Here is a 26,535-nt window from a genome sequence, read left to right on the forward strand (position 1 = left end):
ATGTCCTGCAGCCAGAGTGTAGGCCACCACCGCGAGGCCTTTAGCTATGCAATTGACATCATAAAATGCGAGTATGGCTTCGGAAGCATAAAACTCTGATTTTTCGTGCAACCAACATGCGCCGAATGATAAAAATTTAGATCCGTTATCAGGATATCGCATAGGACAGACGGAACAGATCAAAAGCCTGCTGGGAGCATTTTGTGGCTAAAGTCAAAGAAAAGAAAATTGTCAAATTTTCCGAATACATTAGCTTCATAGAGACACTTCAAGAATCTATGACTAGCGCGCTTTGGTACCGAGGATCCAACAACGCGACTCACCACCTAGTTCCAGGGTTGTATCGACACAAAAAAAGAGTTGGCATGACCGACTTGAGTAAGCTAGAAGGTGAACTAATCACACGTTTCCAACAGCGGAGTATGCCATTTACCAACCGTTCATTTTCCGACCCTTGGGAGGTGATTTTTTATATGCAGCATTACAGGCTGCCCACTAGGCTACTCGACTGGACAGAAAATCCATTTATCGCTTTTTATTTTGCCATTGGAAACTCAGCGTATGGAATGGATGCCGCTGGCGAATTAACATTTACGACTGATGCTACAGTTTGGATTTTGGATCCAGTTCAGTGGAACAGGCACGCACTGGCACATCAGACATATGACCGCGGGATACTCCTGACTATTGACGAGGAAATGAAAGGCTACGTACCGTCATCAGCAATTTCAAAAATGAACAATCATCCTGTGGCACTATATGGCACACATAATAGCCCACGGATTGTAGCTCAAAGAGGAGTATTCACGGTGTTTGGGCAAAGCGCTTGCGGGATGGACGAATTGTATGCGAGTTCCAAATTCCCAAAGGACTCGTTAATTAAAATAGTGATACCAAAAGAGAATATAAAATCTTTAAGAAACGCTCTATTTTCTTACGGCTTCACCGAGTCTGTGGTTTATCCAGACTTAGATGGCCTTGCATTAGAGATCAAGCGTTTTTTTGAATTTGAGGTGTAGCTATGTCAGACGTAGATACCACATTTTTCATCCGTACTATGGATCCCAAACCCTTGACCTGGTGGCGAGCTAGGCAGAACAAAATTGACATGGAACCTCCTTATCAAAGACGAGGTCGCCTATGGTCCCAAACCGATAAAGCATACCTTATTGACTCCATTTTAAATGGGTTCGACATACCAAAACTTTATATGGCAGATTTTACCGTTGGCGAAAAATCCTCATTAAATAGAAGCAAGCTACCCTATGCTATCATCGACGGAAAGCAGAGACTTGAAGCTATATTTGATTTCTTCCAAAACAAAGTGGTACTAAATCCAGACTTTGTTTACCTACCAAATCCAAGTCTCAAACTCGGGGGTCTCTCATACAAAGATCTCTCGGCCAGTCACTACGAAGTAGCAGAAGCTTTTGAGGTATTTCCTCTTACAATCATGTCTGTGCATGCCTCGACAGAGGAGCCTATCAATGAGCTCTTTGTCCGTCTTAACAGAAATAAACCCTTAACTGGTGCTGAAATTCGGAATGCAATGTCTGGTCCGGCGCCCGCAATTATTCGAACTATAAGAGATCACGAGTTTTTTATAAACAACGTTGCATTTCCGTTTACAAGGGGTGCAGATCTTAACGCTGCCGCCAAGATACTTCAATTTGAATTCGAAGGCAAACCTGTAGACACGAAGAAAAAAATATTAGACACTTTTGTATCAAGTATAAAACTTGCCGAAAGGCGCGATCATCTTGAGCTTGCTGCGAGACGAGTTAACGAAAACTTGGGAGTCATGGCGGAGATATTTCTCCCTAGAGACAAACTTCTTTCAAGTGGCGGACTTCTACCTGTTTATTATTGGTTTTGCCGAAACCAATCCGAGGAGCACTATTACCTCGTGAGAGAGTTTTTAGTGCAATTCGAAGAAGAGCGTAAAAGTTACAGATCAGCGCTACCAGACAGCACAGACAAGGATTTTTCCACATTTGTAAAATTCGACAACTATAATCGCAGCACAAACGACTTAGTGAGCCACGTAGGGAGATATGAAATACTCCGCGACTTTTTTTACAACTGGCTATCTGAGCGTGGCGTTATAAACCAGAACGCTCAGGGATCTTCAGCGGCAAGCCAAACTGAAATATTAAAAAACATTCCGCCTTCGCTACAATTTGAAGTGGATTGCATTATAAATGAAATAAATGCTCACGGCACCACATTGATTACACATTACGGTAATAGCATAGCAAAATGGTGCATAAGCACAGGTTCACTAATCAGCAGAATTGAAGCAGGAAAAGAAGCATACTATGTAGTAGATAAAACCTCAAAAACCAAGTCTTACCTTGGAGTAATCAAAGAAAAAAATAGAAAGCCTTACTTAAAGACGTACGCCAACGGCAAATGGAATGAAGTAATAGACAAACTGACTACAACTACAATCCCGCTCAAAATATTAGGATGAATTAAATCGAGCAGACAAATGAGAGTCATACTCAATGACTCTCAAGCCAAAATTATAATTTAAGACCCAAAAGAATCTGTAAATGCCCCCAACAGACACCCCGCGCAAATAAAACTCACCACAAAAAACCACCAAACATAAATGTTAAGACCTATGAGCATCCATAACAATCAATAGCATGCGGAAAGGCCTTGTATATTACAACTCAAATTAACATATCGCTCAAGCAACAGTGATGCATAAAATACCAAAAACCAAATCTAGTTTTTTTACTGCACTTCTCTCCTTGGCTTGGGAAGCTTGTCCTATCCGCAATATTTAGGACAGCCCAGATGCGAGCCTCGATTTCCCAACACCTAGCTCCTTTCATGCTGGCTTTTCTCTTCAGCGTATCAAATACCCAAGCCGACTCCCAAATATCCGAACAAACCAACCTAAACCTCATCCTCCGCCAACTCGACACCATCGACCGCATCACCCGCTCCAGCGAGTCTCTCCCCGCGGAAGACGGCAGCCGCTACACATTCGACTACCCGCGTCTGTCCGCCGAGATCGAGCTGATCCGCCAAGGCATCAAAGCCTACCAATCCCCTGCACGCGCACAACCACGTCACCCGGCTGAGTTGACGGGCCATTACCTGCGCGAGGCAGAGCACAAGCCATGAGCATGACACCTGAGCAATCCAGTGCCTTTCAAGCCGGAGGTGGATTTACCGCGCAGGACACCATGACGTTGTTTGTCGGGTTCGCGCTGACGCTGATTCTGGTGTTTTCGGCCTGGGCGCTCGGCAGTGGGTATCGCGGCTGGAGCAAGGGGAAACTCAGCAACGAACAGTTCGGCACGTTGGCGCTGAAGATCACGCTGCTTTACGTGCTGCTCGGCTATCTGCTTTTGCACTGATTCAGATTCACAACCATGCCCAGGGAGGCAATCACATGCGCAATCACCTAACTCAAAAACTCATACATGCCTGGTTATGGGCAACCGCGTTCATGTCTTCATTTGTTCATGCGGCGCTCCCAGAGATGGAAGCGCCAAGTCGTGGTGAAGGGACGAACATCATCCAGACGATGCAGAACTATGCCTTCGACGGCGCCGCGCTAATCGGGCTGCTGATTTCAGCGGCTGCATTTTGCGGTGTTGCTTACCACGCATATGGCACGTTTGCTGAAGTGCAAAGTGGCAAGAAGACCTGGGGCCAGTTCGGGCTTACCTGCACTGTTGGTGCCCTGCTCTTGGTGCTCACCATCTGGCTGTTGACTAAAGCCGCCGGCATTCTCTAAGCGCGGGAGCATGGTCATGACTACTACGCCCGAGCAGTTACCAGACGGCACGCTGCGCTTCCTGCCGAACCGGCTTAATCGGCAACCGGTGATCGTGCTGGGAATGACGGCTGATGAGCTTTGGTTGTCAGTGGGTTTATCAGCACTTGTAGGCTTGGTGATTGGTGTTGCTCTGGCGATCGTGACTAAGAGCATCGCCATGACACCCACGACAATGGTCGCTGCAGTGGCTGCTGGAATCTTCTTTGGCGGGAAATTCCTGCGCAGACTCAAACGCGGCAAACCTCAAACCTGGCTTTACCGCGAGATGCGCTGGCAGATCAGTACTCGGTGGCCGGCCTTGAAAGCATGGGCAGGCGGTGCAGATCTGCTGACACGTAACGGTGTCTGGTCGACTCGCCGGAGCCAGCGCCGATGAGCCGCTTTAAAAACGAAGTCTCCCGACTGGAGGCTCACGTAATGACGCTGCGCATCGGTGTTGGCCTGTTCTTTGTGGTCGCGGTACTGATGGGGTTGGGTTGGTGGTCTGCACCTCGGGACATGACTGTTCATGTCCCGCCTGACCTACGCTCCGGGAGTACTCGCAAGTGGTGGGAGGTTCCTCCGGAGACGGTCTACACCTTCGGCTTTTACATCTTCCAGCAGTTGAACCGGTGGCCTACCAACGGTGAAGAGGACTATCCACGCAACCTGCGTCAGCTCGCGCCATTTTTAACGCCTGGCTGCAAGACCCAGCTCGAAGCCGAGTTTGAAGAGCGTCGCGCCGGGGGCGAGTTACGCAAACGGACCCGCGGCGTGTACGAGATCCCCGAGCGAGGTTACAGCGACAACCCGACGTTGCGAGTGAAGACGCTCGGCAACGATGCCTGGATGGTCAACCTCGACCTTACCGCAGACGAGTATTACGGCTCCGAGAAGGTCAAGCGTGCTCTGGTCAGGTATCCGCTGCACGTGATTCGAATGGACACCGATCCGGAGCGCAATCCTTTTGGCTTGTTGCTCAACTGCTACAGCGGCAAACCACAACGCCTCTCTTCTTCGGCCGTTACTCAATCACCTGACACAAGCCTGGATGTACCCGGGCAAGGAGTCGTGCAATGAAGCTCGCGCTTACATCATTGCTCTTACTGACGCTGACTGGAATGGCCACATCGGCCTTGGCCGTGGAAATCCTGAAGTGGCAGCGGTTGCCGCTGGCTGTTCCGCTTCACGTGGGTCAGGAGCGCATCATCTTCGTCGACCAGAACGTGCGCGTCGGTATTCCCCGATCGCTGAAGGACAAGCTACGGATTCAGAGCACCGGCGGAACATTGTATCTGCGAGCGAATGAGGTGATCGAGCCGACCCGCTTGCAACTGCAGAACGTCACCACCGGTGAGTTGATCCTGATCGATATCGCGGCAACTGATGTGACTGACTCTTCAGAACTGGAGCCCGTCAGGATCGTCAGGGCTGAGTCAGAAAACGCTGAGAAACCATCTTCGGATATTGCTGCAGAGCTCCCTGCCAAACCTCGACAAACACCGATTCCAGTCGTACTGACCCGTTACGCCGCGCAAAGCCTTTATTCGCCGCTACGCACTGTTGAGCGCTTGGAGGGAGTAAGCCAAGTGCGCGTCAACCGTGCGTTGAGCCTTGAAGGATTACTCCCAGTTCTTCCGGTCAGCGCCATCGCGTTGGGTGCCTGGCAACTTGAGGACTTCTGGGTTACAGCGGTGCAACTGCGTAATCAATCAACCGCAGATCTGCAGCTCGACCCTCGAGAACTCCAAGGCGATTTCGTAGCGGCGACGTTCCAGCATCGGCACCTGGGCAAACATGGCAAAGCAGAGGACACCACGGTGCTGTACCTGGTCACTCGTGGACATGGGTTGGCACAGTCAATCCTGCCCAACCAAAGCCGGATAGATGCATCCAGCAATCTCCCATACGCGAGGGAGACAGCGCATGAAAAGTAACGGATTGATCAAGTGGCTGGTGCTGCCGGCACTGCTCCTGCTGTTGTTCTTTATGGTCAGGTCCTGCTCCAGCGACAAATCTCCGAACGCCGAATCAAGCTCGACAGTTGGCCAGCTTTCACCAGAAGAATTGAAGCGTCTGGGCATCCATGGCGATACGCCAATGGACACGGTGGCCACGCTCGTTGGCCAGACCAAAGCCATGCGTGAAGAACTGCAAACCCTGCTCTCGGAGAACAAAACGCAGAAGGATGAAAACGACCGTCTTCGCTCACGCGAATCGGATGTCGATCAACGTATCCGCAGCGCATTGAATGGCGAGATCGAGCAACTACGCAGTGATCGCACTCAATTCGATCAGGAAAAACAGACCACGCGAAACCTGTTGAGCGACTTGAAAGAGCAATTCAATACGCGCGGCCTTGCCCCCAACAACAGCGACTTACCGGTGGGTCTGGGTTTGCAGCAAGGTGACGGCGACGGCTTCAGAGGTGGTGAGGACAATCTGATCTGGATTGATCCCCAGGACGGAACGGCACTTGATGCCCAAGGCAAGCCGATTGGGGCAGGCACTAGCAAACCCGCAGTTGGATTCAACTTCCCGAATGCATTTGCCGACCAGATCAACATGGGCCAGCGTGAGCTCAAAGCCAAGTCAGGTGCCGTTGGGCGGAACATCAAAACCGATGACGATAAGCCCCCGCCGCGTCCTGTCTACACGCTGCCCGAGAACTCCACATTGATGGGCTCTGTAGCCATGACTGCGCTGATCGGTCGAGTACCCGTGGATGGAACAGTCAACGACCCCTTCCCCTTCAAGATCCTGATCGGCCCGGACAACCTGACCGCAAACGGTATTGATCTGCCAGACGTTGCCGGTGCCGTCATCAGCGGCACGGCTGCTGGCGACTGGACCCTGTCCTGTGTGCGTGGGCAAATCACCAGCATGACCTTTGTTTTCAATGACGGTCGCGTGCGCACAGTGCCACAACCGCAGCCGTTGACCACGAAGCAAAACAACGGCGGCCAGTCCAGCGGGCAGATGGATAAAATCCAGGGAGGGATTGGCTGGATCAGTGACCCTAACGGCATCCCGTGTATTTCCGGTCTACGTCGCTCCAATGCCGAGCAATACATCGGCAGTAAAAGCCTGGTCACAGCAGCCGGCGCGGGCGTTGCGAAATTGCTTGAGGCCGACCAGGCCAACACCGGCACTGTGATCAGTAGCAACGGCACCACCGTGGGCACCATGGGCGGTGCAGGCAGCTCCGCGCTTAGCAGCATCCTCTCTGCAGGGGTCAAGGACATTGGTGACTGGGTTAACAAACTCTACGGCCAAGCGTTCGCTGCGATTTACGTACAGCCGGGCGCGCAAGTCGCGGTGCACCTCGATCGCCAGCTTGAAATTGACTATGAACCCGACGGCCGCAAGGTGAAATACCCCTCAGGAGGTGCGCATGCTTCTGCACTGGATTAAAGCTTTATCAGGGCTGCTTGCTCTGGCGCTGCTCTCAGGTTGTACGACCGACAAGGACAAACTCATGCCGCATGGTCCGCAGAACATGCTCGATCTCTGGAACCAGTCATCAGGGGTAAGCGGCGGCAGCTCAACTAGCCGACAGCTTATGGACGCCAGGCTTCAACTGCGCCGGCCTTTGAGTGATGGCGACACCACTCACACTAGCTACACGCGAACTGCACAGAACGAGATCTATAGCCAATTCAAGCGGCTGCCCAACCCTGATCTGGTGATGTACGTCTTCCCGCATTTAGCTGGAACTGACCCTGCGCCCATTCCCGGGTACAGCACCGTATTCCCGCTGTATCAGCGTGTTCAATACGCCATGCCCGGCGAGCGGACGGAGGACTATTAATGGGGTGCGATGAACAGCCTGAGGCCTGGGAACGACATGTCGCCAAACTCAAAGCACAGGGCATTCCTGAGCCAGGCAACAAAGCAGGTAAAGCCACCGCGGCTGACGAACAAAAACTTTACGAATCAGAGCCCAGCTTTGTCGATCTTTTACCGTGGGTCGAATACCTCCCAGAGTCCCAGTGCATGCTGTTGGATGACGGTGAGTCTGTGGCGGCATTCTTTGAGCTGACGCAGATTGGCACCGAGGGCCGCGAGCCTGACTGGCTTCGAGGCGTACGTGACGCACTTGAGAATGCGCTACAGGACAGCTTCGATGAACTGGAAGATCAGCCATGGGTTGTTCAGCTCTACGCTCAGGATGAAACCGACTGGGATCCGTACCTCAAACGGCTACGCAACTACGTCCAGCCGCGGGCACAAGGCTCGGCGTTCACTGATTACTACTTGGATATGTTCGAACAGCACCTGCTGGCGATTTCGAAGCCTGGGGGATTGTTCGACGACAACACCGTCACTCGCCTGCCATGGCGCGGCCAGAGTCGACGGGTTCGGCTGGTCGTCTATCGACGCAGCAAAGGACAGCCCGGCAGACGCGCGCAAACTGCAGAGCACGCCCTGAACACGATCTGCGATCGGCTACTCGGTGGCTTGGGCAACGTCGGCGTGAAATGCTTCCGCATGGACGGCGCTCAGATCCATGACTGGCTCCTGCGCTGGTTCAACCCTCATCCGCGAATGCTGGGACCCACCGCAGAGGATCGTAAGCGCTTCTACGAAGCGACGGCATACCCAGCCGCTATCGAACCTGGTGAGCTGGAGCTGGCCAGCGGCACGGACTTCGCTCAGCGCCTGTTCTTCGAGCAGCCCGTATCGGATGTTGAAAATGGCGTGTGGTGCTTCGACCAAATGCCCCACCGGGTGGTAACGCTGGATCGCCTGCGCTCGCCGCCCATGACCGGTCACTTGACCGGCGAAACCAACAAAGGCGGCGACGCCATCAATGCCCTCTTCGACCAGATGCCCGAGGACACGGTGCTTTGCATCACGTTGTTGATCACGCCACAGGACATGCTTGAAGCGCACCTTAACCTGCTGGCCAAGAAGTCGGTCGGCGACACCGTCGACTCGGAGCAAACCCGCCATGACGTACAGGAAGCACGCTCGCTGATCGGTAGTTCGCACAAGCTCTACCGCTCAAGCGTCGCGTTCTATCTGCGCGGCGAGGATCTCGCCCAGCTCGACAGCCGCACCCTGCAGTTGAACAACGTCATGCTCAATGCAGGCTTGCAACCGGTGCGAGACGAACATGAAGTAGCGCCGCTGAACAGCTACCTGCGTTGGTTGCCTTGCGTATTCAACCCGGGCATGAAAAACGCAGACTGGTACACGCAACTGATGTTCGCCCAGCACGTGGCTAACCTGGCCCCCGTGTGGGGACGCAGCCAAGGCACCGGCAACCCGGGCATCACATTCTTCAACCGGGGTGGCGGGCCCATCACTGTTGATCCGCTCAACCGCCTCGATCGGCAGATGAACGCCCATCTGTTCCTGTTTGGTCCGACCGGCGCAGGCAAGTCAGCCACGCTAAACAACATCCTCAATCAGGTGACAGCGGTATACCGCCCTCGCCTGTTCATCGCCGAAGCGGGTAATAGCTTTGGATTATTCGCTGACTTCGCGAAGCGCCTCGGACTGACCGTCAACCGCATCAAATTGGCTCCCGGCTCCGGCGTCAGCCTTGCGCCCTACGCCGATGCACATCGACTCATCAATACCCCCGCTCGCGTAAAAACCCTGGATGCCGACGAGCTCGACGAGCAGGAAACTGACGAAGAAGACGAACGCGACGTGCTCGGCGAACTGGAGATCACCGCACGCTTGATGATCACCGGCGGTGAAGACAAAGAAGAAGCACGCCTGACCCGCGCCGACCGCAGCCTGATTCGGCAATGCATCATCGATGCAGCCCGGGTCTGCGTCGAAGCAAAACGTACCGTATTGACTCAAGACGTCCGCGACGCCCTGCGCCGCGCAGGCCAAGACAACGCCCTCCCCGAAGCCCGTCGCGCACGCCTGCTGGAAATGGCCGACGCCATGGACATGTTTTGCCAAGGCGCCGACGGCGACCTGTTCAACAGCGACGGCAGCCCTTGGCCCGAGGTCGACATCACCATCGTCGACCTGGCGACCTACGCCCGCGAGGGCTACAACGCCCAGCTCTCGATCGCGTACATCTCGCTGATCAACACCGTCAATAACATCGCCGAACGCGACCAGATGCTCGGCAGACCGATCATCAATGTCACCGACGAAGGCCACATCATCACCAAAAACCCCCTGCTCTCGCCCTACGTAGTCAAGATCACCAAGATGTGGCGAAAGCTCGGCGCCTGGTTCTGGCTCGCGACCCAAAACATCGACGACCTGCCCAAAGCTGCCGAGCCAATGCTGAACATGATCGAATGGTGGATCTGCCTCAACATGCCCCCGGACGAAGTCGCCAAGATTTCGCGGTTTCGCGAGCTGAATGACGCGCAGAAAAAGCTGATGCTTTCGGCCAGGAAGGAGTCGGGGAAATTTACCGAGGGGGTGATTTTTTCGAAGTCGACAGAGGTGCTGTTTCGGGCTGTGCCGCCGAGTCTGTACCTGGCTATGGCGATGACTGAGCCGGAGGAGAAGGCTGAGCGGTTTAAGGTGATGGGTGAGCTGGGGGTTAGTGAGCTGGATGCGGCGATTGAGATTGCACGGCGGATTGATGGTAAGCGTGGGATTACTAGTTAATGAGACAATAAAAAAATCCCCCCCTTAGTTCGCAGTGGTAGATGATCCCTAGTGCGGCATCAGATCTTCCAGAGAAAACGTGTGATTATCACTCCCATTTCTACCACTGCATTTCCGCTGCTGCACCCTTTGATTTGGCGGACCTCTCAAACGATGCAGAAAGTGTCTTCTAAACTTCAACGAAAGTCCTTTTTAGATGCGGATGGTCCGACGGACAGATCATGGCAAAGCTTTTAAGTTCGTCGCTCGACTTCCCGCTTCAGTTGAGAGGTGCACTTCCTTAGTTCAGAACTCAAATTTAGATCAGAACCAACACCATCGACAAGAGTAATTGGTGCAGGAGCATCATCTTGGTTAGTGCCAACTGCGTTAACGTCAGCGACATGCACCCCGCTAGTCTCGTTCAAAAAAACTTTAGCCCGTTCCAAGGAGTCAGGCATGCGAGCTCTAATATCAACGCAAGTTTTGAGACTACTGATTGCTGACACCCCTCCAACAGCAAGGGCAGTACCGGTTGGCAAATAAAATACATAATAGGCTAACCCAAGCACCACGGCAGCCACGATTGAAAATATTGAGTTTTTCATCTAAAAATCTCTCACTGCAATGGGATTGCAACCCAGACCAGCTAAGAGCCGTGTCAAAAGGCAATATGAAATAACGTACAAAGGTCTGAAGAATGAAATTTACAAAGTAAAAACTAACCGCATCTTATACAAACGCCCCTGGCCACTCGGCTTAAATTACGAATTTTCAATATATTTTTCCGCAACCGAGTAGCGTAGAAACCATTTTCATATAGAAACCTTCCCCCTGATCACTTCATGCTTAAACTTGAGCAGCATGTATTCAATAACCAAGGCCATGACAACGAGCAGGGGAACCATTACTTCTTGAAGACTAATCGGCTGCACAAAATCAATACACCTTGAACCAAAAGACCAAGCAAGGAAAAGGCCCGACCAAAAATAAAGATTTCGCGAAACGAAGGTCCCTACTAGATTAAAGGCTTTTGCAAATTTATTTAGATTATGGCGCTGCATTGATTTCACCTTAACCAATACGGTCACTGCAAAACAAATCAAGAGCCCCCCAATGAAAACAGAGGAAAATCCGCGCGCCGAATATCGCCAGTTTATGATCAACTCCAACCAATTCGGAACCTCTGTTTCAGAGGTAACACCGTACATTTTCGTTACTACGTACAAAATAGCCATTAACACAGGCGTGACAAGAAAACACAAAGCACCTTGTCTAATATTGCGAAGCAAAAATTTCATTAAGACACCTACCGATCATTTTGGGCTATCTGCCATGCTGTATATATGAACAGCGTTCGCGAAATCTGTCAATCGGTTCAGCAGGACTTTTTCAGATGCGCGGACTCAGCGGCAGAACCATTCACCGCCCTCAAATCTATTGATGCCTAAATCAGTTTTCCAGCAGCGCCCTCCCTTCCCGACGTAGTTGACTGTTTCCCGATCACAAATCCGGACACAGCTCATGTCACTTCGACGCCAATACTCAGCGACCAAATGCCAGGCCCTTACCGCATGCCTCATGACCTTGCTGACCAGCACCGCAGCCAGTGGTGAAATCATCCTGATCACCACCAACGAATACCCACTCGCCGCAACCAAAAACATCCGCACAATCAACCTTGATCTGCCTGCAACGCTGAAAGCCGATCTATCTCGCGCCCTACCCGCAAACCCAGCCGAAGCCCAGGCAATAGCCACCCAACGCATCACTCCAGACCTCGCAGCCCAACTCACCCAAGCCCACCAAAACGTCACTGACGCCTGGAACATGGGCGTTACCAAAGTCCCAGCCGTGGTAGTCGATCGTAAATACGTTGTCTACGGCGAAACCAATGTCCATCGAGCACTCAATCGCATTGAGGAATACCGGAGGAAGGAGCCATGAGCCTTCTTGCCCTTCATCCAATAGCAAGGCGTGCCCTTCCCGCTCTGTTGCTGGTTACAACTCCCGCTTTTGCGCTGACGACCGCTGTGATCGTGCCGTCAGTAGCCTCGCCGACCTGCATGGACTACCGAGTAGTCGGTGTCTGCTACTGGCTGTACTGCACCACCTTCGGCTGCGAAGTAAAGACCTCTTCCAAGGTAGGCCACTACGTTCCGGACGCGGTTGTCTCCAGCTACAGCAACACCGGCCAAAACCCATGGTTAGAAGTCGCAACCATGAGCTCCCCCACGTCTGCTGCTCAGGGCGGCGGCAGCGGTACGACCAACAATGTGCACGAGAACAATCTCGCGACGTTCAAGAATGTTGATGTGATCGGCCATCCCGGGCTATTGGCTTTCAACAGTTTCGCTAGTGGTTCGGGTTACGCCTGCGCAGGCGCGGGCACTTCCTATGTGCCAAACATGATCAGCACGCTGGACACCATCGCTTGGCGTTACGGCGTTCCTGAGAGTGTGTTCCCGCAGGCGCTGACGCCTGGGGTGCGTGAGATTGGCAGTCGTACTGCAGCAAGCCTGTGGGGAAGCGTCTATCCGCGCAGTGGTTTTCTGCATCAGCCGGATGACTACAAAGCGGCAGCGGTTATGGCGCAGCGCGCCGGAGATGTGGTTACCCGTTCTGGGCAGGTCCATGTTTATCAGCCGCTGCTTGCTCAGGTGCAGCCAGGTTACTGGCCTGCGGGCGAATTGCGTGAGGGTGAGATCCGAACCGGAAAGTGGCAACAGCTTGCTCCGGTCGTGAGCCAAACCTGCGGGGTATTTCCCGATCAGTCGTCAGCGATGCAATCCCAGGATGGCGGTTATGCCTGGGCCTTATGGCGCCCCTACAGCTGCTGCAAACGAGAAGGTCAAACCTTCCTCGGCAGTACTGGAGCTTACTAAAAATCCAAGCTCATGAGGCCCGATATGGTTCGGTTTTCTTCTGCGTCTCTGACTGTAATCCGTTGCTTTGCACTAACGATTGCGCTCTTGGCGGCGAAAACAGTGCAAGCAGATCCGATTAATGCTGGGAGCTCAGGCAGCGTCATTGGTGACGACGTGTTGTACAGCGTTGGCGGAGGCAGCGCGGTGTCGATGGGACGCGCAGGCAGCATGCAAAGCATTGGTGTCGGGGTCGGCTGGAACACCAATTTGATGTGCGGAAACATGGACCTTTCCACGACGCTGCAGAACCAGTTGAGCGGTGCCACGGATGGTTTTCAGAACATCATGAGCAGCGTGATTCAGGGCGCAACCGGTGCGGTTGCTTCGTTGCCCGCGCTTATCATTCAGCGAGCAGATCCTGGGCTGTACAACCTGCTGACTAACGGGATCCTGCAAGCGCGCGTGGATTTCGATCGCTCCAAAGCCAGCTGCGCAGCGATGGCAGCGAAGATGGCTGACATCGCAGGTAATCAGACCGGCTGGAACACCCTCGCCCAAGGCCAGGCCATGAAGGAGGCCGTCGCCCAAAACGGCGATGCTGTGGCAGCAACCAAGACGGCTGAAGCCTCCAAAGGTAACAGCGGCGTGCCTTGGGTTGGCGGTACCAAGGCAGGAGGCAAGAATCAGCAACCTATCAAAGTCATTAGCGAGGTCACCAAAGCGGGATACAACCTGCTCAATGGCCGTAGCGCCACTGATAACTCGGCCATCAGTCCAAGCACTTGCAACAGCGGCATGACGTGCGGCACTTGGAAGTCTCCTGATGAGGCCGCGCAGTTTGCCAATCGTGTACTCGGCGAGGTGCAACAGCAAACATGTGAAGACTGCACCAAGTCCACCACCACCGCAGGCGTCGGACTTACTCCGCTGATCCAGGAGGAATACGACGTCAAGCTGCAGGCCCTGCAAGAGCTGATCACCGGCAGCAAAGAGACCACGCCGGAAAACCTTGCCGCTGCGAGCAGCAACTCTTTGCCCATCTCCCGGGGTGTTGTCACAGCGCTGCGTGATGAACCGGATCAAGAGCTGCTGGCTCAACGTCTGGCATCTGAGATCGCCGTGTCCAGCGTACTGGAAAAAGCCTTGCTGCTGCAGCGCACCCTCCTCGCTGGCAACAAGGAGCCCAACGTCTCCGCAAATGACGTGGCCACCGGCGCGATCAATAGCGAAAGCCAGAATCTCAAGCTCGAAATCGACAACCTCAAGACCGAGTTGGAGCTGCGGAGAACCCTGGCCAGCAACTCGCCAATGGCAATCATCGCTCGCCATAAAGAGCGCAAAGAGAACTCGCGCTCGATCTACCAAGGCGACACAGAGATGAACCGCCTGGATGACGCCCAACAACCTACCAGTCAGGACAACCTGTAGGAGCACGACATGGATTTCAAAAACAACCGCGTATTCAAATTCAAGTACTGGCGCGTGATCGGCCTGCTGATGGTGCTCATAACCGTCGCCACACTCATCAACCTCTACGGCATTTACATTCTGGGTAGTTTGGAAAATTGGCGAGCCTGGCGTGCTGAGTCTTACGAATACCTATTGGCGTGGCGACTCGCTGTATATGCCCTGCTCATCTGGGCATGGTTAGCGGTACGTCCACGTGTACTAAATCCGGCACCTCAAATGAAGCGCCGAATCCGGCGCGCCGAATTCGCGGCCGCGATGACCTGCATCCTCTTCGAGATCGCCCGCGCGAACGCCCACGGACTGTGGGGTGACGCATGACGCTTTATACCAACGACTATCTGGAGTACTACCTGACACTGGTGGGCTGGCTGGTCGGTAACGGGATTTGGGAAGTGCTGATGGACTCCGGGGTCTACGCCCTGGCGTTTGCAGCGATCATCGTTCAGGAGTGGATCAAGGCGCGTGGAGAGGGTGCTGACGAAGGCAACAAAGGCGCGCTGTCGGTGATACGCATCGAGAACCGAGTGTGGGTCGCCACCGTCGTGATTATGTTCGCTGGCCTGCCACTCATTAACGTCGACCTAGCCACTCTAAAGTTCGACGAAAGCCGATCACAGCAATGCCAATACCAGGTTGCGCAACCTCAGGAAACTCGCTGGGGCAAGTCCTTCACTACGCTGAACGACCAGAGCGCAAAGATCCCGGCATGGTGGTTCTTCGTGCATGCGATTTCCAAAGCGATTACCAACGCGGCTGTCGCATCTATTCCCTGTGGGTCAGATCTACGCCAGATGCGCATGGAGATCAGCACAACCCGAATCCACGACCCTCTGCTCGCTCAAGAGGTCGCCGACTTCACCAACGACTGCTACGGCTACTCCCGGGCCAAGCTGTTCATGAAGCGTCCGAAGCTCGATGACAAGCTCATGAACGACGTGAACTGGATCGGTTCAAACTACTTCAGCTATCAGCCAGGCTATTACGACAATTACTACTCGCGATCGCCGAGGCAGGAGTGGCCATGGGACCCGGTCCGGGATGCTGCCATGCCGAAGGTCAAAAACGGCGGAGGTTTCCCGATGTGCAATCAGTGGTGGAGCGATGCAGACAAAGGTCTCAGAGACCGCTTGCTGAGCCAGGTGAACCCTACCCTGACGGAGCGATTCATCAGTTGGGCGAGCTTCATGTCACCTCAGGAGGTCAGTGACGCGCTCATTCGTGAGATCGCCTCGCCCAGGGCACAGCGTATGACCCAAGGGCAGGTCTACTCCGATTACGGCGGCCAGATTGGCGGTTCAATGTTCAACGATGCAAGTCGAGTGACAGGCGCAGTGGGGCTGGGTGTTGGCTCGATGGCGTACTTCCCCGCGATGGACGTGGTCCGCCAGGCATTACCGATGGTAATGGCGTTTCTGAAGATGACATTGATCATCTGTATACCGCTGGTGATCACGTTTGGGACCTTTGATTTCAAGTCGACCATGACCCTGTCCATCGTCCAGTTCTCGATGATCTTCGTGGACTTCTGGTTCCAGCTAGCGCGCTGGCTGGATACGACGATTCTGGATGCGATGTACGGCGGAGGTTCGCCGCATGGGACGCTGAACCCGCTGCTGGGGATGAACAATACGCAGGCGGATATGTTGCTGAATTATGTGATGGCGGCGATGTTTATCGTGCTGCCAATGCTCTGGATGACAGCACTTGGATATGCAGGAATTAGCACAGGCAAGGCGATTGACGGCCTCGTTGGCGGCACAAAAGGAAGTCAAGCAGCTGGAGGAGAAGGCGCGAATATCGTCACATCTAAACTGAAAAAATAACCCCCTAAAGGTAAGTGGCTCATGAGCCACTTACCTCAGTCATCCTCATCATTACCTGAATCAACTCTGTATCCGTTGATGTAGTACCCGAAACCGGAGTGGCCATAATCCCAGCCTTCCTCAGGAGCAGTCCCTTCTGGAACCAAACCCAATTCAGCCATCCCCCGAAAAACCCACAGTCCAAAAAAAACTGCGGCAATCCAGAACGATACATACAGAGCTAGCGCAATCAGACCAAGCTTCAAAATACGAAGAGCCCAGCGGCACAGCTCGGGATGCATGCCCCAGCTGACACACCGAATAATCAGACGCCTCTCGATTGCCGAATACCCACGCAGCCCCACTCCGAATAGCTGACCTGCACGGAACGCAATACTGGGTTTATCAGTTGACCTGTCCATTGGCGCTATCCTCTCGTAATGCCACGGGTTTCCATGGCGAGAGCAAACCAAACTCAGCTGCAGCTTGAAAAGCATCCCTTTCTGAAAAATGCGTGGGATTTTTCTGAAAGCTTGCAAAGCGGAGGATAGTCTCCTGCGGTTACGAGATCTGGCGAGCACGAAATTTCTAAGACTTGCTGCACCAGCCTTCAATCCCTCCAATCGACATTGGCACGGGTGGTTTTCTCAAAAGCTGCACGTATGTCCTGATTGTAAAGAGTTAACGAAACGACGTTCTCTTGCTTCAAGAACAAAGAGTTATTAAGGATACCCTCAGACTCATACTCGGTCGTGTATCTGACCTCAAGCGTATCCTTGTCCCGATACCCGCTCAGCGTGGGGACGAGCTCGAAGTCCTTATCAAAACCTGTTACCTCTGTGGAATCACCCATGGATTTGATATATCCGACATAAACCTTACGATCATTCATGGTGATCATGACAGGCGAGCGTTTTGCGAAGGCCAACACAAGCGTGTTCAGCAGGGGGCTATGCTTTACAGACTCACGCAGTAGGAACCCTTGGATAACTGTGTGATCCCAGCTTCCGAGTAGCGCCTTCACGGCCAGAAAAACTAGATGCGCTCCTGGAGCGGGGATTACGATGGTGACAACTGCGACGTAAGTCAGAAACGCCCAGACCTGAGCTGACTGCAGAACGGGTACCAACTGAAGAGTTGTAAGACTGTCCGCAACGGGGCCAAGAATGTCGTACGAAGCACCCCAGATACAAAAACTGGAACCATTTAGGCCAAAGCAGGAGCCTAACAACCGAAACCCATAGACAGCCGCCCCAACGAGCATCATTGCAGTCACGAAGCAATAGAGGCCGTACCGTGCAGCCTGCAAATAAAGAAGCTGTCCTTCGTAGCGGTGGAGCCTTGAGTAGATGAGATGGTTGCTCAAACACACTTGGAATCCGCTAACCAAAAGAGGTAGCAAGAGTAGCAAAGCCACAGAGCTAGCTTCGCTGGACTAGCTTTTTGGCTTGTAGTCGCGAGGTGCGAACCTTTTCTTCAAGATCGGAAAAATCCATCGAAATCCGGCCATCCTTCACGACCAGAGTATTGATCTGCTTTAGGGCATCAAGGAACTCCTTGTCCTTAGCCTTTTCCGCCGCGCTTTTGCCGATCAGGTCAAAAAACATTGAAGATCCTTGTTGGTGAACCGGTAAGAAGAATATAGCACATTGACCGCTGCAGAATTTTACCCTAAGGGCCAGAATCCCCCAGAGTATTGATGTCCCATTGTACAAGCAATGCGTTGGTATCGGTGGCGAAGCATCCCGTCAGATTATCCCTCCGGACATGTAGGCTCCTTCGAACGCTTACAAATATGTCTTAAACCACAATAACCCTGCTATGAAACTGTAACTCATTGATTACAAATATTATTCCTCCCGAGCATGGTCATGATCCAGTGGCAGACATCCCGCGAGCCTGAGCTCGCGGTCTCCCCCTTAAAGCGCGGACACCTGGGATTGCCTACAAAGGCCTTTTGACATCGACCCCTCATCGCCACAGTCTGTGCAACCTGTCAGCAACAATTTGACTCATTAGCCAATAAGGAACGACATGCAGGATCGAACTACATATGAAGCCAATGCTGCTTTTATCCGGGACACAGTCAGCAGACTGGAAGCAGGCGAAGTTACTATCGATGAGCTTGAAAGCCTTACGGCCGAGATGGCTAAGGCGATGAAATTCTGTCAAGAACGCCTGACCCGCACACGCCAGAGCGTGGCAGATACGATGAAGCAGCAGACGCCACCATCACCGCAGTCCGCACCCGAATCAGCGGACGACCGTCGCTGATATGTCCGGGTCAGACAAGGATGTTCACTTATCGCTCCAAAGTTACCTCCTGCAAGTGCAAAGCGTGGTCAAGCAGCATTTCGCGCAGCCGACCTGGGTGATTGCCGAGCTTAGCGACTTTCAAGTGCGGGCAAATGGTTACTGCTACCTGTCCCTCATTGAATCATCTGCCGGGAAGGAAGTTGCAAAATGCTCTGCATCAATGGTCCCGGGCGTAGCCAACGTACAGCTCAAGGCTTTTCGATCAATCACCGGCTCTGATCCATCTGCCGGAATGAAGCTACTGCTCAACGTAGCGGCCAGCGTTCATCCTCAGTACGGCTTCCAGCTTCAGATCCAAATGGTGGATGGCACCTACACCGCTGGAGATATGAAAGCCAAGGTCGAAAAAATAATTGAGCGTCTGAAATCTGAGGGGTACTACGACCTACAGAAACAACTGCCGGCTCCTGACGGCTACTGGCGGGTTGCTGTGGTATCTCCCGAACAGGCGGCCGGATTGGGAGACTTTCGCCGTGATGCTGACCGACTGGAAAGCCACGAGCTCGTTCAGTTCGTTTACTACGACGCGGTCTTTCAAGGTGAGCGAGCCGCCAAGACGATTAAAGATGCATTGCGACAGGTGTTTGCTGATCACGAAACCCAACCATACGACGTTGTGTGCTTGATTCGAGGCGGCGGTGCAAAGGCTGATTTAGGGTGGCTAAATGACCATAAGCTAGCTATCTGGATCTGCAAGATCCCGATCCCTGTTTACACAGGCATCGGGCATGAGCGCGATGAAACTCTCCTGGATCTGGTGGCGCACACACGGTTCGATACACCTTCAAAAGTGGTGGGGGCAATCATGCGTCGACTGCAGAGTGATGCGGAAGCATTGCAGGGTGTGATTTACCGCGGCACGGCAGAAGTAGAGCGGCTAGTTAGCACCGCAGAGGCAGGCCTCCAGAACCTCAACTCAAATTATCGTCAAGTTGTTAGTCAGCTGTTGTCCGAGAGCACCCAAAACTTCATCAGGGACTCTGGTTACTTTCACGCAGGTGTTCAACAGCTGCTACATGATCAGCAACTGATGCTCCAGCAGACGACGTCTAGAACCGAAAGGATGCTGACAGAATATCTGGCTGAAAACGCAGCAGAACTCTCGGACCTGTATCAGCGCTGTAAGTTAGCTGTAGGGATCGCCGAAAGAACGGAGTCTGAGCGACTGCAGCAGTTTTGGAACAGCGCAGACGGCTTGATCCGCTGGCTCGTTCAACAAGAAATCAATGCCTACAAGCAACAACACGCTGCATATCATCGGCTGATACCCTCATTGATGGACAGTGAGGAGACCAGACTCGGAAGTGCTAAAGAGCAAATACTGCAGTGCTCAATGCAGATTGTGGAATATCACCTCAGAGTTCTGCAGCTTAACGGTCAGAAAGCGTCAGCCTTGGCCGATGCACTTCTGACCACCGAGCGGTCAACACTCAGCATCCTCAGGCAGCGCTACGCCAGTGTAGTTCTATCGGTGCTTCAAGCAGAAGAACACAAGCTGGATAACCTCTCCTCGTTGTTTGCCGCCCTCGATCCGCGCTCGATCATGGCTAAAGGTTTTGCGATGGTGAAAACCAAAGGCGGCAGAACGCACCGCGGTGCTACCACAATTGCGGCAGGGATGGACTTGATCATACAGTTTCATGACGGCGAGGTGCTCGCAGTGGCAGGAGAAACGAAAATCCGACATTCTAGTGAGTAAAGGTGCAAAGAGACCCCACCGGCGAGCAATCCATCACTCCCTGCTGCTCTCGCAATCACTATGCTTTTGAAGGCTTCATTGATGCTTACTTTCGCTATTCCATTTTTTGAGCCATATCAACAATTTATCTACGGCGCCGCTTACAGCCTTCATCAGATACTGGAAGGACTAGGCATCACGTCATCTACCTTCGTGGGTGATGGGTCAGATGGGCAGATAGCAGGAACCTACTGGTCATCAGATAAGGGGGTTATACCGGTTAGTAAGCTACTGGCTTTACTGGCGCCTTTGCTGATTACGATCGTAGGAGCAGCGGCCTATACACTAGGCTATCGCAAAGGCTTACTGATTTTCAGCGCCTTCTTGATTCTGCCGGGAGTTTTAAATTGCATAAGTCTATTTCCTACCATTCAATACCTCCCAGTTAGCTATACCATTAATGGGACCGGATTGCTTGGCAGCGAAATAGGTATGATCCCTCTCTTGCTAATGAGCTTAGCGTCGGGATGGGCGACAGTAATTCTCGTTTACGATAACTTAGTACTAACCGACAGATTTGGACAGATTTACGACCACTTTTGGCTCCCAACTGCGCTGTTCGCCGCTGTTTTTTTTGTCGCTGATAACGGAGCCAACGGGAATCATGCCAATCTGGCAAACGTCACCCGGGACATACAGCAATCAAATCACTATCTGCTCCAGCAGACCAGGCGCTATCAAGATTACTGCACGAATAACGGACTGAATGATACGAAATCATGTGAGTGGAGTAACTATGTGCAGTGGTATCTTACCAACACATCTAGAAATGACATCTCATATTTTATGGATTTCACACCCAACACTTCAGATGGTTATTATGCAGCACCATCGACAACCATATCTATCAGTGATACTTATGAGATTAGAAGTGAAATCGCCAAATATAACAATATACAATGCCCTATCAAATACTACTCGAAACACCTAACTAGTTCCGCCCAACCCTCAAATACCTGCGAAACAGTTCCAACTCAATATTCCGCGGCCCACCCAGATTTCCCTCTCAGCAAAGTGGCTAACGACCTGTGCAGTCGAACCGTTGCGCTTGCCAGTGAATGCATAATCCCGCACCTGATTTCCAGCAAGCCGTACATCGAAGAACTATTGAACTTGGAATCGAGGCATAACAGATCAAAAAACTATCGATGGTTTTATTTCCTCGCTATAGCATTTTTCGTAGGCGGCAAAATCGCCCTCTCGAGTGCAAAGCTATCGACATTAGACGATCGCCACCCCTCAGATCGTCGGATTATTTATGCCGCTGGCAAGCATTGGCTCTTTAGAAGTGTCGCGCGGATACGGCATTACTGGAGCGTTGCATACTTGAGGGTTCGAGCCCGGATTCGATAGCCACTCTCATAACAGCTAGCTAAGCATTTAAGCCAGATAAGAGGGTGATGTATACAGAAGCTGCATACTGAGGCGTTTTCGAGATCATCTGCGTACTCCCACACAATGGAGAAACATCTCGACAATCTTGGCCTTCAGCAACTCGGATGGTTCAACACTCCTCCATTTTGCATCCAAATGCTGCTGCACTTGCGTAATTCGAGTATTCGTCGCTTGCTCGTGATCACAACGTGCAGCCCTAATGATCGCTACAATTCCGCCGAAACGCTCGACCCTTCGAGAAGCAAAAGATGCCCCACTGCCGATCGCTGCGCTCTCATCCGTTACGCAAGTGCTTGAAAAAAATCCGGCCTTCCAATCCACCTGCCAGCATTTTTCAGTCGTGAGGATCAGCAGCGACTGGGTAGCTGGAGTGCTCGTGGTCGTGGATAGGACCAAAGACTTAAGGCTGGCAATGGTGCGTGGCGCAGCAAAGAGGAAATCCTTCCAGCTATCAACCAATGGGCCATGCCCTGCTGTTCCTACAGCAATGATTGGACTGGATTCATAGATTACAGGAGTGTCCGGGGTGAAAATTTTAGTATCCAGGGACTCGTCATCGTAAACCCTTAAGATCATATTCCCGGTCAAACGTGTATCGCCGGACATAACCTTTCTCTTTTTTCCATCCCATACGACGGTAGTCAATATACTGCTCCTATGTCATCTCTGCGCCAAGAGTACCAGACTTGAAATTAATAAAGAAAACCAAAGAGAGCCCAACAGCCAATCCAGCCAGATCAGCAATTATTTGGGGCCATTCAATAAAACCTCTGGGAGGCCCTGCATATACGCTCACGTAGGGCTGAATCCATAGCTCCCACACACCCGACAGACAGACGCAACCAAAGACTGCGGCTGCACTTGGAGACAAATGCTTAACCCTTCGCAGGCAAGGTTCAAGAACTGCTGCTCCAGCGACGACCACAATGAGCGCCAAGATCAATGAGTATTGATAGCCTTCAAATTTATCAAAGTGCTGTAACGTCGTTGTTGTCGACAAAGCCACCATCAAACCTAACGCAACCTTCGGAAGGCTCAACACCTGACATAGGCAGTGACGACTTTCAATGGCAAAGGTCACCCCCAGTACTATTCCAGAGAAACCTATAAAATGCCCCAACTCCTGAACGCCATATTCACCTGCAACAACTATATTGAGCTGTGAAACTCCAGTGGCGGAGATAACTAAAAAGCCAGTCAACAACAATATAATTCGACGCTCAGACTGAGGAAGCTTTCTGAAAATTAGACCTAACAGTGCCTTCGATTTTTTTTGCATTAGCAGCCTTCTTATTTCTGAAAATTCGCAGCAGGATATCGGCAGTTTTCTAAGGGCGCACGTCAGATCCACTGTACGAAATCCAGCTCGGATGCTGGGTATTGCATTACCGGCAAAACCAGTTTCCCCATTGATCCCCTCCCACCCAAAAGGCCATAACCCCACCAGCCAAAAGGAATGGCAAAGCAAGGGAATGGAAGCCAAGGGTAAGAGCCCTACCCGCAAAGGGCTGGGTTTGAGGTGAAGAGCAAAAGGCTCTTCCGAGGCTGTCGCCGAGGGTGGAATGGATTGGTTACTCAAATGGAGAAAAGCAAAAGGCTCGCCTGCTCCGGAGGCTGCTGCAGATCCGGCGATCGGCTGCCTTCGTGCCGAGTCGGCCAAGGACTTGATGGCCACTCCTCGCCGAACGAAGCTCATCGAGCATATCTGGCAACGCACCTCCCTCTCCCGCCAGCAATTTGATCGTTTGTACCTTGAGCCACTGCATCGCTTTGCCGAGCTGGTACAGCATCTCCCTGCGTCCAGGAATCACCACCATGCGTATCACGGAGGGATGCTCGATCACGGGCTGGAGATTGTCGCCTACGCATTGAAGATGCGGCAGTCGTATCTGCTTCCACTCGGTACTAATCCTGAGACTCAGGCCGCGCAGACTGAAGCGTGGACTGCAGGCATTGCCTATGCCGCCCTGCTTCACGACATCGGCAAGATTGCCGTAGACGTTGAAGTCGATCTTGCGTCGGGCAAGCGCTGGCACCCGTGGCAGGGTTCGATCAAAGGCGATTACCGTTTTCGCTTCGTCGAAGGCAGGGATTACAAGTTGCATGCTGCAGCAGCCGGGTTGATTTATAACCAGGTGCTCAGCGCAAGGATCATGGACTGGCTCAGTGGTTTTCCAGAGCTGTGGTCTGCGCTTGTTTATGTGCTTGCTGGTCAATACGAGCACGCGGGTATTTTGGGTGAGCTGGTCATCCAGGCAGATCGAGCATCAGTTGCTCAAGAGTTGGGTGGCAACCCTATCCGTGCCGTAGATGCGCCGAAGCAGTCGCTGCAGCGTCAACTGGTCGATGGTCTGCGGCATCTGGTGACCGATCAGCTCAGGCTGAACCAGCCCGAAGCCTCAGATGGATGGCTGACGCAGAATGGTCTGTGGTTGGTGAGCAAGACTGTTGCCGACAAGCTCAGGGCCTATTTACTGGCTCAGGGTATTGAGGGCATTCCCAGTTCGAACTCTACGTTTTTCAACATCCTTCAGGACCACGGGATCATCCAGCCGAATGCCGAAGGCAAGGCGATCTGGAAAGCCGATGTCGACAGCGGTCACTGGCAGATGACGCTGACCTTTCTGAAGCTGTCGCCGGCACTGATCTGGTCTGGGGATGAGCGCCCCGCAGCCTTCGTGGGCACCGTTACTGAGCACGCACCGGCTACTGACAAGAATAATGAAGAGCCTGTCATTACTGACCAGCCGGCATTGGTTGATTCCCAAACAATAACGTTGAACCTATCTCCGGCTCCTCTTGCAGTACCTGATCCCGGCGACGGTGTGGACGACCTTCTTACGCTTTTAGGTATGCAGGAAACTTCCGAGCAGACTGTAAGAACACTTCCAGAAGAAGAAAATATAATTCACCACGTGCCTACAACAACATCCGAACATGACGTACGAATCGTCTCTCTCGACACTAACCCACTACACATTTCGAATAATAGGAATAAACTCGGCGACGAATTCATTAGATGGGTTAGACAAGGAGTCGTCGAACACAGAATCATCATCAACGATGCGAAAGCAAAAATACACTCAGTAGCTGATACAGCTTTCATAGTGACGCCAGAAACATTCCAGCGTTATGCTCAAGAACACCCAGAGCTTATGCAACTCGCCAAGGCAGAGTCGCTTAGCGACTGGCGATTAGTGCAGCGCGCCTTTGAAAAACTGGGCATACATAAAAAGCGCGACGACGGTTTGAACATATGGACATGCGAGGTTAAAGGCCCCAGAAAGACCCGCAGTGTCAAAGGCTACCTGCTACAGGACTACTCGGTGATATTCGCCGAAAAGCCCTACAACAATCCTTACTTAACGATCATCAATTCATAAAGAAGATAAAAATGTATTCGATATCTGATCTTTTAACAGCCTACCTTGACGATAAAGACCTTAAGCCCAGCAGCAAACAATCCTATGGCGTAGCTTGCCGGGCTCTGATCCGTTACATCGGCGATTGCATCGTGGAGGAGATCGACAGGAAGACCATCAACAAGTGGCGTGACCAGGTGCTGCGGGTCACGATAAAAGAGGTCAGCTGGAACACCTACATCCGCCACCTGCGCAGCCTGTACCAGTTTGCGATCGATTTTGGCCTTATCGGTCTGACCAAGAATCCCTTCGACAATTGCAGTGTGAAATGCCCGAAACGTCCCAAAAAAACCGTTGATTCAGAAGTCATTGATCGTGGTCAGAGATACCTAGCTAGCGCGGTGCGCGAAGAGACTACCCCATTTCATCGAAGCTACTTTTATCCAGCCTGGTTCTGGTCAACCGTTTTCGAAACCCTGCTTTACACGGGCATACGCGCGGGCGAACTGTTAAGCATAAAAAGAGAAGATATCGATCTCCGAAAAGGTATTGTCCTGATATCAGCGGACACGTCAAAGGGGTTTAGTGAGCGACGGATACCCCTACATGAATCGCTGCTGCCATCACTATGGCAACTAGTACACGAAGCCACGCAGAAGAAAGTTGCGAAAGACGAGCAGCTGTTTAACATTAATAAATTCTCAGTAAGACACCGTCGACTAACAATGAACATGAATCAACTCGAAGCTTTTTATAAACGAATGTCTGATCGATTAAACGTAAAGGTGAGTCCTCACAGGTTCCGGCACACTCTCGCATCTAGCCTAATGAAAGAGCCTGACAGGGACATTCACACCGTTAAAGATTTGATGGGTCACAAAAATCTTTCAACAACCTTGGGATACATTGAAGTTGGGATGGATCAGATGCGTAGCCTGGTGAACGGATTCAGATGCCCCTGCTGAACGATTCAATCGACGCACATTTGACATCACTGAAATAAAGCTCTACTTTTCGGCTTGTGACGGCGACTACGTCTCACAACTGAAAAAGATGCAGAAGTGGTATTGACTTCAGACGCTGATGTTCCGATTACCAGCGGTTGACCAGGACACGATCTGGACTTGAGACAAATCTCGAATTTCCCATGGGATGACTGTTAATCACTGGGTCCCTGGTTCGAGTCCAGGTCGTGGAGCCATATAGATACAAGCGATTGGGCGGTTTTTGTAGG

General features: G+C 52.2%; 28 protein-coding genes. 21 read left to right on the top strand and 7 right to left on the bottom strand.

Features of this window, described 5'->3' with window-relative positions:
• Positions 1–278: 278 nt before the first annotated feature.
• The 11 genes from KDX30_RS01090 (at position 279) to KDX30_RS01140 (ending at position 10,372) form a co-directional block, all read left to right on the top strand.
• Positions 279–1,019 carry an FRG domain-containing protein gene (locus KDX30_RS01090; RefSeq protein WP_231674826.1) on the top strand — a complete coding sequence of 247 codons (741 nt, stop codon included), beginning with the start codon at positions 279–281 and terminating at the stop codon, positions 1,017–1,019.
• Positions 1,020–1,021: 2 nt separating this feature from the next.
• Complete coding sequence (locus KDX30_RS01095) at positions 1,022–2,473, top strand: GmrSD restriction endonuclease domain-containing protein (RefSeq protein ID WP_231674721.1); 1,452 nt, start codon at positions 1,022–1,024, stop codon at positions 2,471–2,473.
• Between the two features lie 332 nt (positions 2,474–2,805).
• Positions 2,806–3,138 (top strand): integrative conjugative element protein, RAQPRD family, encoded by a 333-nt coding sequence (locus tag KDX30_RS01100; protein WP_231674722.1) that lies wholly within the window; start codon positions 2,806–2,808, stop codon positions 3,136–3,138.
• Entirely contained in the window at positions 3,135–3,374 is a 240-nt protein-coding gene (locus tag KDX30_RS01105) for a TIGR03758 family integrating conjugative element protein (RefSeq protein ID WP_231674723.1), read from the top strand. Before KDX30_RS01100 ends, KDX30_RS01105 begins: the two co-directional genes overlap by 4 nt.
• Positions 3,375–3,409: 35 nt before the next feature.
• The gene (locus KDX30_RS01110; protein WP_264760161.1) at positions 3,410–3,757 is read left to right on the top strand and encodes a TIGR03745 family integrating conjugative element membrane protein; all 348 of its coding nucleotides are present in this window, start codon (positions 3,410–3,412) and stop codon (positions 3,755–3,757) included.
• A 16-nt stretch (positions 3,758–3,773) separates the two neighbouring features.
• Positions 3,774–4,175 (top strand): TIGR03750 family conjugal transfer protein, encoded by a 402-nt coding sequence (locus tag KDX30_RS01115; protein WP_231674724.1) that lies wholly within the window; start codon positions 3,774–3,776, stop codon positions 4,173–4,175.
• Positions 4,172–4,858: a PFL_4703 family integrating conjugative element protein gene (locus tag KDX30_RS01120; protein WP_231674725.1), complete on the top strand. Its 687-nt coding sequence runs from the start codon at positions 4,172–4,174 to the stop codon at positions 4,856–4,858. The genes KDX30_RS01115 and KDX30_RS01120 overlap by 4 nt, the downstream gene beginning before the upstream one ends.
• On the top strand, positions 4,855–5,715 hold the full coding sequence (locus tag KDX30_RS01125) for a TIGR03749 family integrating conjugative element protein (RefSeq protein WP_264760162.1): 861 nt from the start codon (positions 4,855–4,857) through the stop codon (positions 5,713–5,715). Before KDX30_RS01120 ends, KDX30_RS01125 begins: the two co-directional genes overlap by 4 nt.
• Complete coding sequence (locus KDX30_RS01130) at positions 5,705–7,192, top strand: TIGR03752 family integrating conjugative element protein (protein ID WP_231674726.1); 1,488 nt, start codon at positions 5,705–5,707, stop codon at positions 7,190–7,192. The genes KDX30_RS01125 and KDX30_RS01130 overlap by 11 nt, the downstream gene beginning before the upstream one ends.
• Positions 7,173–7,589 carry a TIGR03751 family conjugal transfer lipoprotein gene (locus KDX30_RS01135; RefSeq protein WP_231674727.1) on the top strand — a complete coding sequence of 139 codons (417 nt, stop codon included), beginning with the start codon at positions 7,173–7,175 and terminating at the stop codon, positions 7,587–7,589. Before KDX30_RS01130 ends, KDX30_RS01135 begins: the two co-directional genes overlap by 20 nt.
• Entirely contained in the window at positions 7,589–10,372 is a 2,784-nt protein-coding gene (locus tag KDX30_RS01140) for a conjugative transfer ATPase (protein ID WP_231674728.1), read from the top strand. The genes KDX30_RS01135 and KDX30_RS01140 overlap by 1 nt, the downstream gene beginning before the upstream one ends.
• 233 nt (positions 10,373–10,605) lie before the next feature.
• Here the strand turns inward: KDX30_RS01140 and KDX30_RS01145 are convergent, their stop codons facing one another.
• Together KDX30_RS01145 and KDX30_RS01150 are read right to left on the bottom strand one after the other, a co-directional pair.
• Entirely contained in the window at positions 10,606–10,959 is a 354-nt protein-coding gene (locus tag KDX30_RS01145; RefSeq protein WP_231674729.1) for a hypothetical protein, read from the bottom strand.
• Positions 10,960–11,166: 207 nt separating this feature from the next.
• Entirely contained in the window at positions 11,167–11,652 is a 486-nt protein-coding gene (locus KDX30_RS01150) for a hypothetical protein (protein WP_231674730.1), read from the bottom strand.
• A 223-nt stretch (positions 11,653–11,875) separates the two neighbouring features.
• Here KDX30_RS01150 and KDX30_RS01155 point away from each other — a divergent pair, with 223 nt between their 5' ends.
• The 5 genes from KDX30_RS01155 to KDX30_RS01175 are packed head-to-tail and all read left to right on the top strand — an operon-like array spanning position 11,876 to position 16,511.
• A complete protein-coding gene (locus KDX30_RS01155) occupies positions 11,876–12,298 on the top strand; it encodes a TIGR03757 family integrating conjugative element protein (protein ID WP_231674731.1) in 423 nt (140 codons plus the stop codon).
• A complete protein-coding gene (locus KDX30_RS01160; protein ID WP_231674732.1) occupies positions 12,295–13,236 on the top strand; it encodes a TIGR03756 family integrating conjugative element protein in 942 nt (313 codons plus the stop codon). Before KDX30_RS01155 ends, KDX30_RS01160 begins: the two co-directional genes overlap by 4 nt.
• Positions 13,237–13,248: 12 nt before the next feature.
• The gene (locus tag KDX30_RS01165; protein ID WP_231674733.1) at positions 13,249–14,646 is read left to right on the top strand and encodes an integrating conjugative element protein; all 1,398 of its coding nucleotides are present in this window, start codon (positions 13,249–13,251) and stop codon (positions 14,644–14,646) included.
• 9 nt (positions 14,647–14,655) lie between these two features.
• Entirely contained in the window at positions 14,656–15,006 is a 351-nt protein-coding gene (locus tag KDX30_RS01170) for a hypothetical protein (protein WP_231674734.1), read from the top strand.
• Complete coding sequence (locus KDX30_RS01175; protein WP_231674735.1) at positions 15,003–16,511, top strand: conjugal transfer protein TraG N-terminal domain-containing protein; 1,509 nt, start codon at positions 15,003–15,005, stop codon at positions 16,509–16,511. Before KDX30_RS01170 ends, KDX30_RS01175 begins: the two co-directional genes overlap by 4 nt.
• A gap of 35 nt (positions 16,512–16,546) precedes the next feature.
• On the opposite strand, the gene KDX30_RS01180 is transcribed toward KDX30_RS01175, so the two are convergent.
• The 3 genes from KDX30_RS01180 to KDX30_RS01190 all read right to left on the bottom strand — a co-directional run bounded on the left by KDX30_RS01180 (position 16,547) and on the right by KDX30_RS01190 (position 18,097).
• Positions 16,547–16,912: a DUF3742 family protein gene (locus KDX30_RS01180; protein WP_231674736.1), complete on the bottom strand. Its 366-nt coding sequence runs from the start codon at positions 16,910–16,912 to the stop codon at positions 16,547–16,549.
• Between the two features lie 188 nt (positions 16,913–17,100).
• Positions 17,101–17,856: a hypothetical protein gene (locus KDX30_RS01185; protein WP_231674737.1), complete on the bottom strand. Its 756-nt coding sequence runs from the start codon at positions 17,854–17,856 to the stop codon at positions 17,101–17,103.
• 55 nt (positions 17,857–17,911) lie between these two features.
• Positions 17,912–18,097, bottom strand: coding sequence for a hypothetical protein (locus tag KDX30_RS01190; RefSeq protein ID WP_231674738.1), 186 nt, complete (start codon positions 18,095–18,097; stop codon positions 17,912–17,914).
• A 427-nt stretch (positions 18,098–18,524) separates the two neighbouring features.
• Here KDX30_RS01190 and KDX30_RS01195 point away from each other — a divergent pair, with 427 nt between their 5' ends.
• The 3 genes from KDX30_RS01195 (at position 18,525) to KDX30_RS01205 (ending at position 21,897) form a co-directional block, all read left to right on the top strand.
• Positions 18,525–18,764: an exodeoxyribonuclease VII small subunit gene (locus KDX30_RS01195; protein ID WP_231674739.1), complete on the top strand. Its 240-nt coding sequence runs from the start codon at positions 18,525–18,527 to the stop codon at positions 18,762–18,764.
• A 1-nt stretch (position 18,765) separates the two neighbouring features.
• Positions 18,766–20,505 carry an exodeoxyribonuclease VII large subunit gene (gene xseA / locus KDX30_RS01200; RefSeq protein WP_264760163.1) on the top strand — a complete coding sequence of 580 codons (1,740 nt, stop codon included), beginning with the start codon at positions 18,766–18,768 and terminating at the stop codon, positions 20,503–20,505.
• 81 nt (positions 20,506–20,586) lie between these two features.
• A complete protein-coding gene (locus KDX30_RS01205; RefSeq protein ID WP_231674741.1) occupies positions 20,587–21,897 on the top strand; it encodes a hypothetical protein in 1,311 nt (436 codons plus the stop codon).
• Between the two features lie 84 nt (positions 21,898–21,981).
• Here the strand turns inward: KDX30_RS01205 and KDX30_RS01210 are convergent, their stop codons facing one another.
• Together KDX30_RS01210 and KDX30_RS01215 are read right to left on the bottom strand one after the other, a co-directional pair.
• On the bottom strand, positions 21,982–22,584 hold the full coding sequence (locus KDX30_RS01210) for a hypothetical protein (RefSeq protein ID WP_231674742.1): 603 nt from the start codon (positions 22,582–22,584) through the stop codon (positions 21,982–21,984).
• Between the two features lie 10 nt (positions 22,585–22,594).
• Positions 22,595–23,218 (bottom strand): hypothetical protein, encoded by a 624-nt coding sequence (locus KDX30_RS01215; RefSeq protein ID WP_231674743.1) that lies wholly within the window; start codon positions 23,216–23,218, stop codon positions 22,595–22,597.
• A gap of 283 nt (positions 23,219–23,501) precedes the next feature.
• Here KDX30_RS01215 and mobH point away from each other — a divergent pair, with 283 nt between their 5' ends.
• Together mobH and KDX30_RS01225 are read left to right on the top strand one after the other, a co-directional pair.
• On the top strand, positions 23,502–25,322 hold the full coding sequence (mobH, locus tag KDX30_RS01220) for a MobH family relaxase (RefSeq protein ID WP_231674744.1): 1,821 nt from the start codon (positions 23,502–23,504) through the stop codon (positions 25,320–25,322).
• 11 nt (positions 25,323–25,333) lie between these two features.
• Positions 25,334–26,266, top strand: coding sequence for a tyrosine-type recombinase/integrase (locus KDX30_RS01225; protein ID WP_231674745.1), 933 nt, complete (start codon positions 25,334–25,336; stop codon positions 26,264–26,266).
• Positions 26,267–26,535 lie beyond the last annotated feature (269 nt).

Source organism: Pseudomonas quasicaspiana, from assembly GCF_021147825.1.
Lineage (GTDB): Bacteria > Pseudomonadota > Gammaproteobacteria > Pseudomonadales > Pseudomonadaceae > Aquipseudomonas > Aquipseudomonas quasicaspiana.

Bases quoted from the DNA above. Each gene is read 5' to 3' on its own strand.
- mobH (WP_231674744.1), top strand. From the start codon at position 23,502: ATGGATTGGTTACTCAAATGGAGAAAAGCAAAAGGCTCGCCTGCTCCG.
- KDX30_RS01120 (WP_231674725.1), top strand. From the start codon at position 4,172: ATGAGCCGCTTTAAAAACGAAGTCTCCCGACTGGAGGCTCACGTAATG.
- KDX30_RS01100 (WP_231674722.1), top strand. From the start codon at position 2,806: ATGCGAGCCTCGATTTCCCAACACCTAGCTCCTTTCATGCTGGCTTTT.
- KDX30_RS01160 (WP_231674732.1), top strand. From the start codon at position 12,295: ATGAGCCTTCTTGCCCTTCATCCAATAGCAAGGCGTGCCCTTCCCGCT.
- KDX30_RS01225 (WP_231674745.1), top strand. From the start codon at position 25,334: ATGTATTCGATATCTGATCTTTTAACAGCCTACCTTGACGATAAAGAC.
- KDX30_RS01135 (WP_231674727.1), top strand. From the start codon at position 7,173: ATGCTTCTGCACTGGATTAAAGCTTTATCAGGGCTGCTTGCTCTGGCG.
- KDX30_RS01215 (WP_231674743.1), bottom strand. From the start codon at position 23,218: ATGCAAAAAAAATCGAAGGCACTGTTAGGTCTAATTTTCAGAAAGCTT.
- KDX30_RS01175 (WP_231674735.1), top strand. From the start codon at position 15,003: ATGACGCTTTATACCAACGACTATCTGGAGTACTACCTGACACTGGTG.
- KDX30_RS01125 (WP_264760162.1), top strand. From the start codon at position 4,855: ATGAAGCTCGCGCTTACATCATTGCTCTTACTGACGCTGACTGGAATG.
- KDX30_RS01205 (WP_231674741.1), top strand. From the start codon at position 20,587: ATGCTTACTTTCGCTATTCCATTTTTTGAGCCATATCAACAATTTATC.
- KDX30_RS01130 (WP_231674726.1), top strand. From the start codon at position 5,705: ATGAAAAGTAACGGATTGATCAAGTGGCTGGTGCTGCCGGCACTGCTC.
- KDX30_RS01115 (WP_231674724.1), top strand. From the start codon at position 3,774: ATGACTACTACGCCCGAGCAGTTACCAGACGGCACGCTGCGCTTCCTG.
- KDX30_RS01110 (WP_264760161.1), top strand. From the start codon at position 3,410: ATGCGCAATCACCTAACTCAAAAACTCATACATGCCTGGTTATGGGCA.
- KDX30_RS01155 (WP_231674731.1), top strand. From the start codon at position 11,876: ATGTCACTTCGACGCCAATACTCAGCGACCAAATGCCAGGCCCTTACC.
- xseA (WP_264760163.1), top strand. From the start codon at position 18,766: ATGTCCGGGTCAGACAAGGATGTTCACTTATCGCTCCAAAGTTACCTC.
- KDX30_RS01190 (WP_231674738.1), bottom strand. From the start codon at position 18,097: ATGTTTTTTGACCTGATCGGCAAAAGCGCGGCGGAAAAGGCTAAGGAC.
- KDX30_RS01170 (WP_231674734.1), top strand. From the start codon at position 14,656: ATGGATTTCAAAAACAACCGCGTATTCAAATTCAAGTACTGGCGCGTG.
- KDX30_RS01095 (WP_231674721.1), top strand. From the start codon at position 1,022: ATGTCAGACGTAGATACCACATTTTTCATCCGTACTATGGATCCCAAA.
- KDX30_RS01140 (WP_231674728.1), top strand. From the start codon at position 7,589: ATGGGGTGCGATGAACAGCCTGAGGCCTGGGAACGACATGTCGCCAAA.
- KDX30_RS01105 (WP_231674723.1), top strand. From the start codon at position 3,135: ATGAGCATGACACCTGAGCAATCCAGTGCCTTTCAAGCCGGAGGTGGA.
- KDX30_RS01145 (WP_231674729.1), bottom strand. From the start codon at position 10,959: ATGAAAAACTCAATATTTTCAATCGTGGCTGCCGTGGTGCTTGGGTTA.
- KDX30_RS01180 (WP_231674736.1), bottom strand. From the start codon at position 16,912: ATGGACAGGTCAACTGATAAACCCAGTATTGCGTTCCGTGCAGGTCAG.
- KDX30_RS01150 (WP_231674730.1), bottom strand. From the start codon at position 11,652: ATGAAATTTTTGCTTCGCAATATTAGACAAGGTGCTTTGTGTTTTCTT.
- KDX30_RS01090 (WP_231674826.1), top strand. From the start codon at position 279: ATGACTAGCGCGCTTTGGTACCGAGGATCCAACAACGCGACTCACCAC.
- KDX30_RS01195 (WP_231674739.1), top strand. From the start codon at position 18,525: ATGCAGGATCGAACTACATATGAAGCCAATGCTGCTTTTATCCGGGAC.
- KDX30_RS01165 (WP_231674733.1), top strand. From the start codon at position 13,249: ATGAGGCCCGATATGGTTCGGTTTTCTTCTGCGTCTCTGACTGTAATC.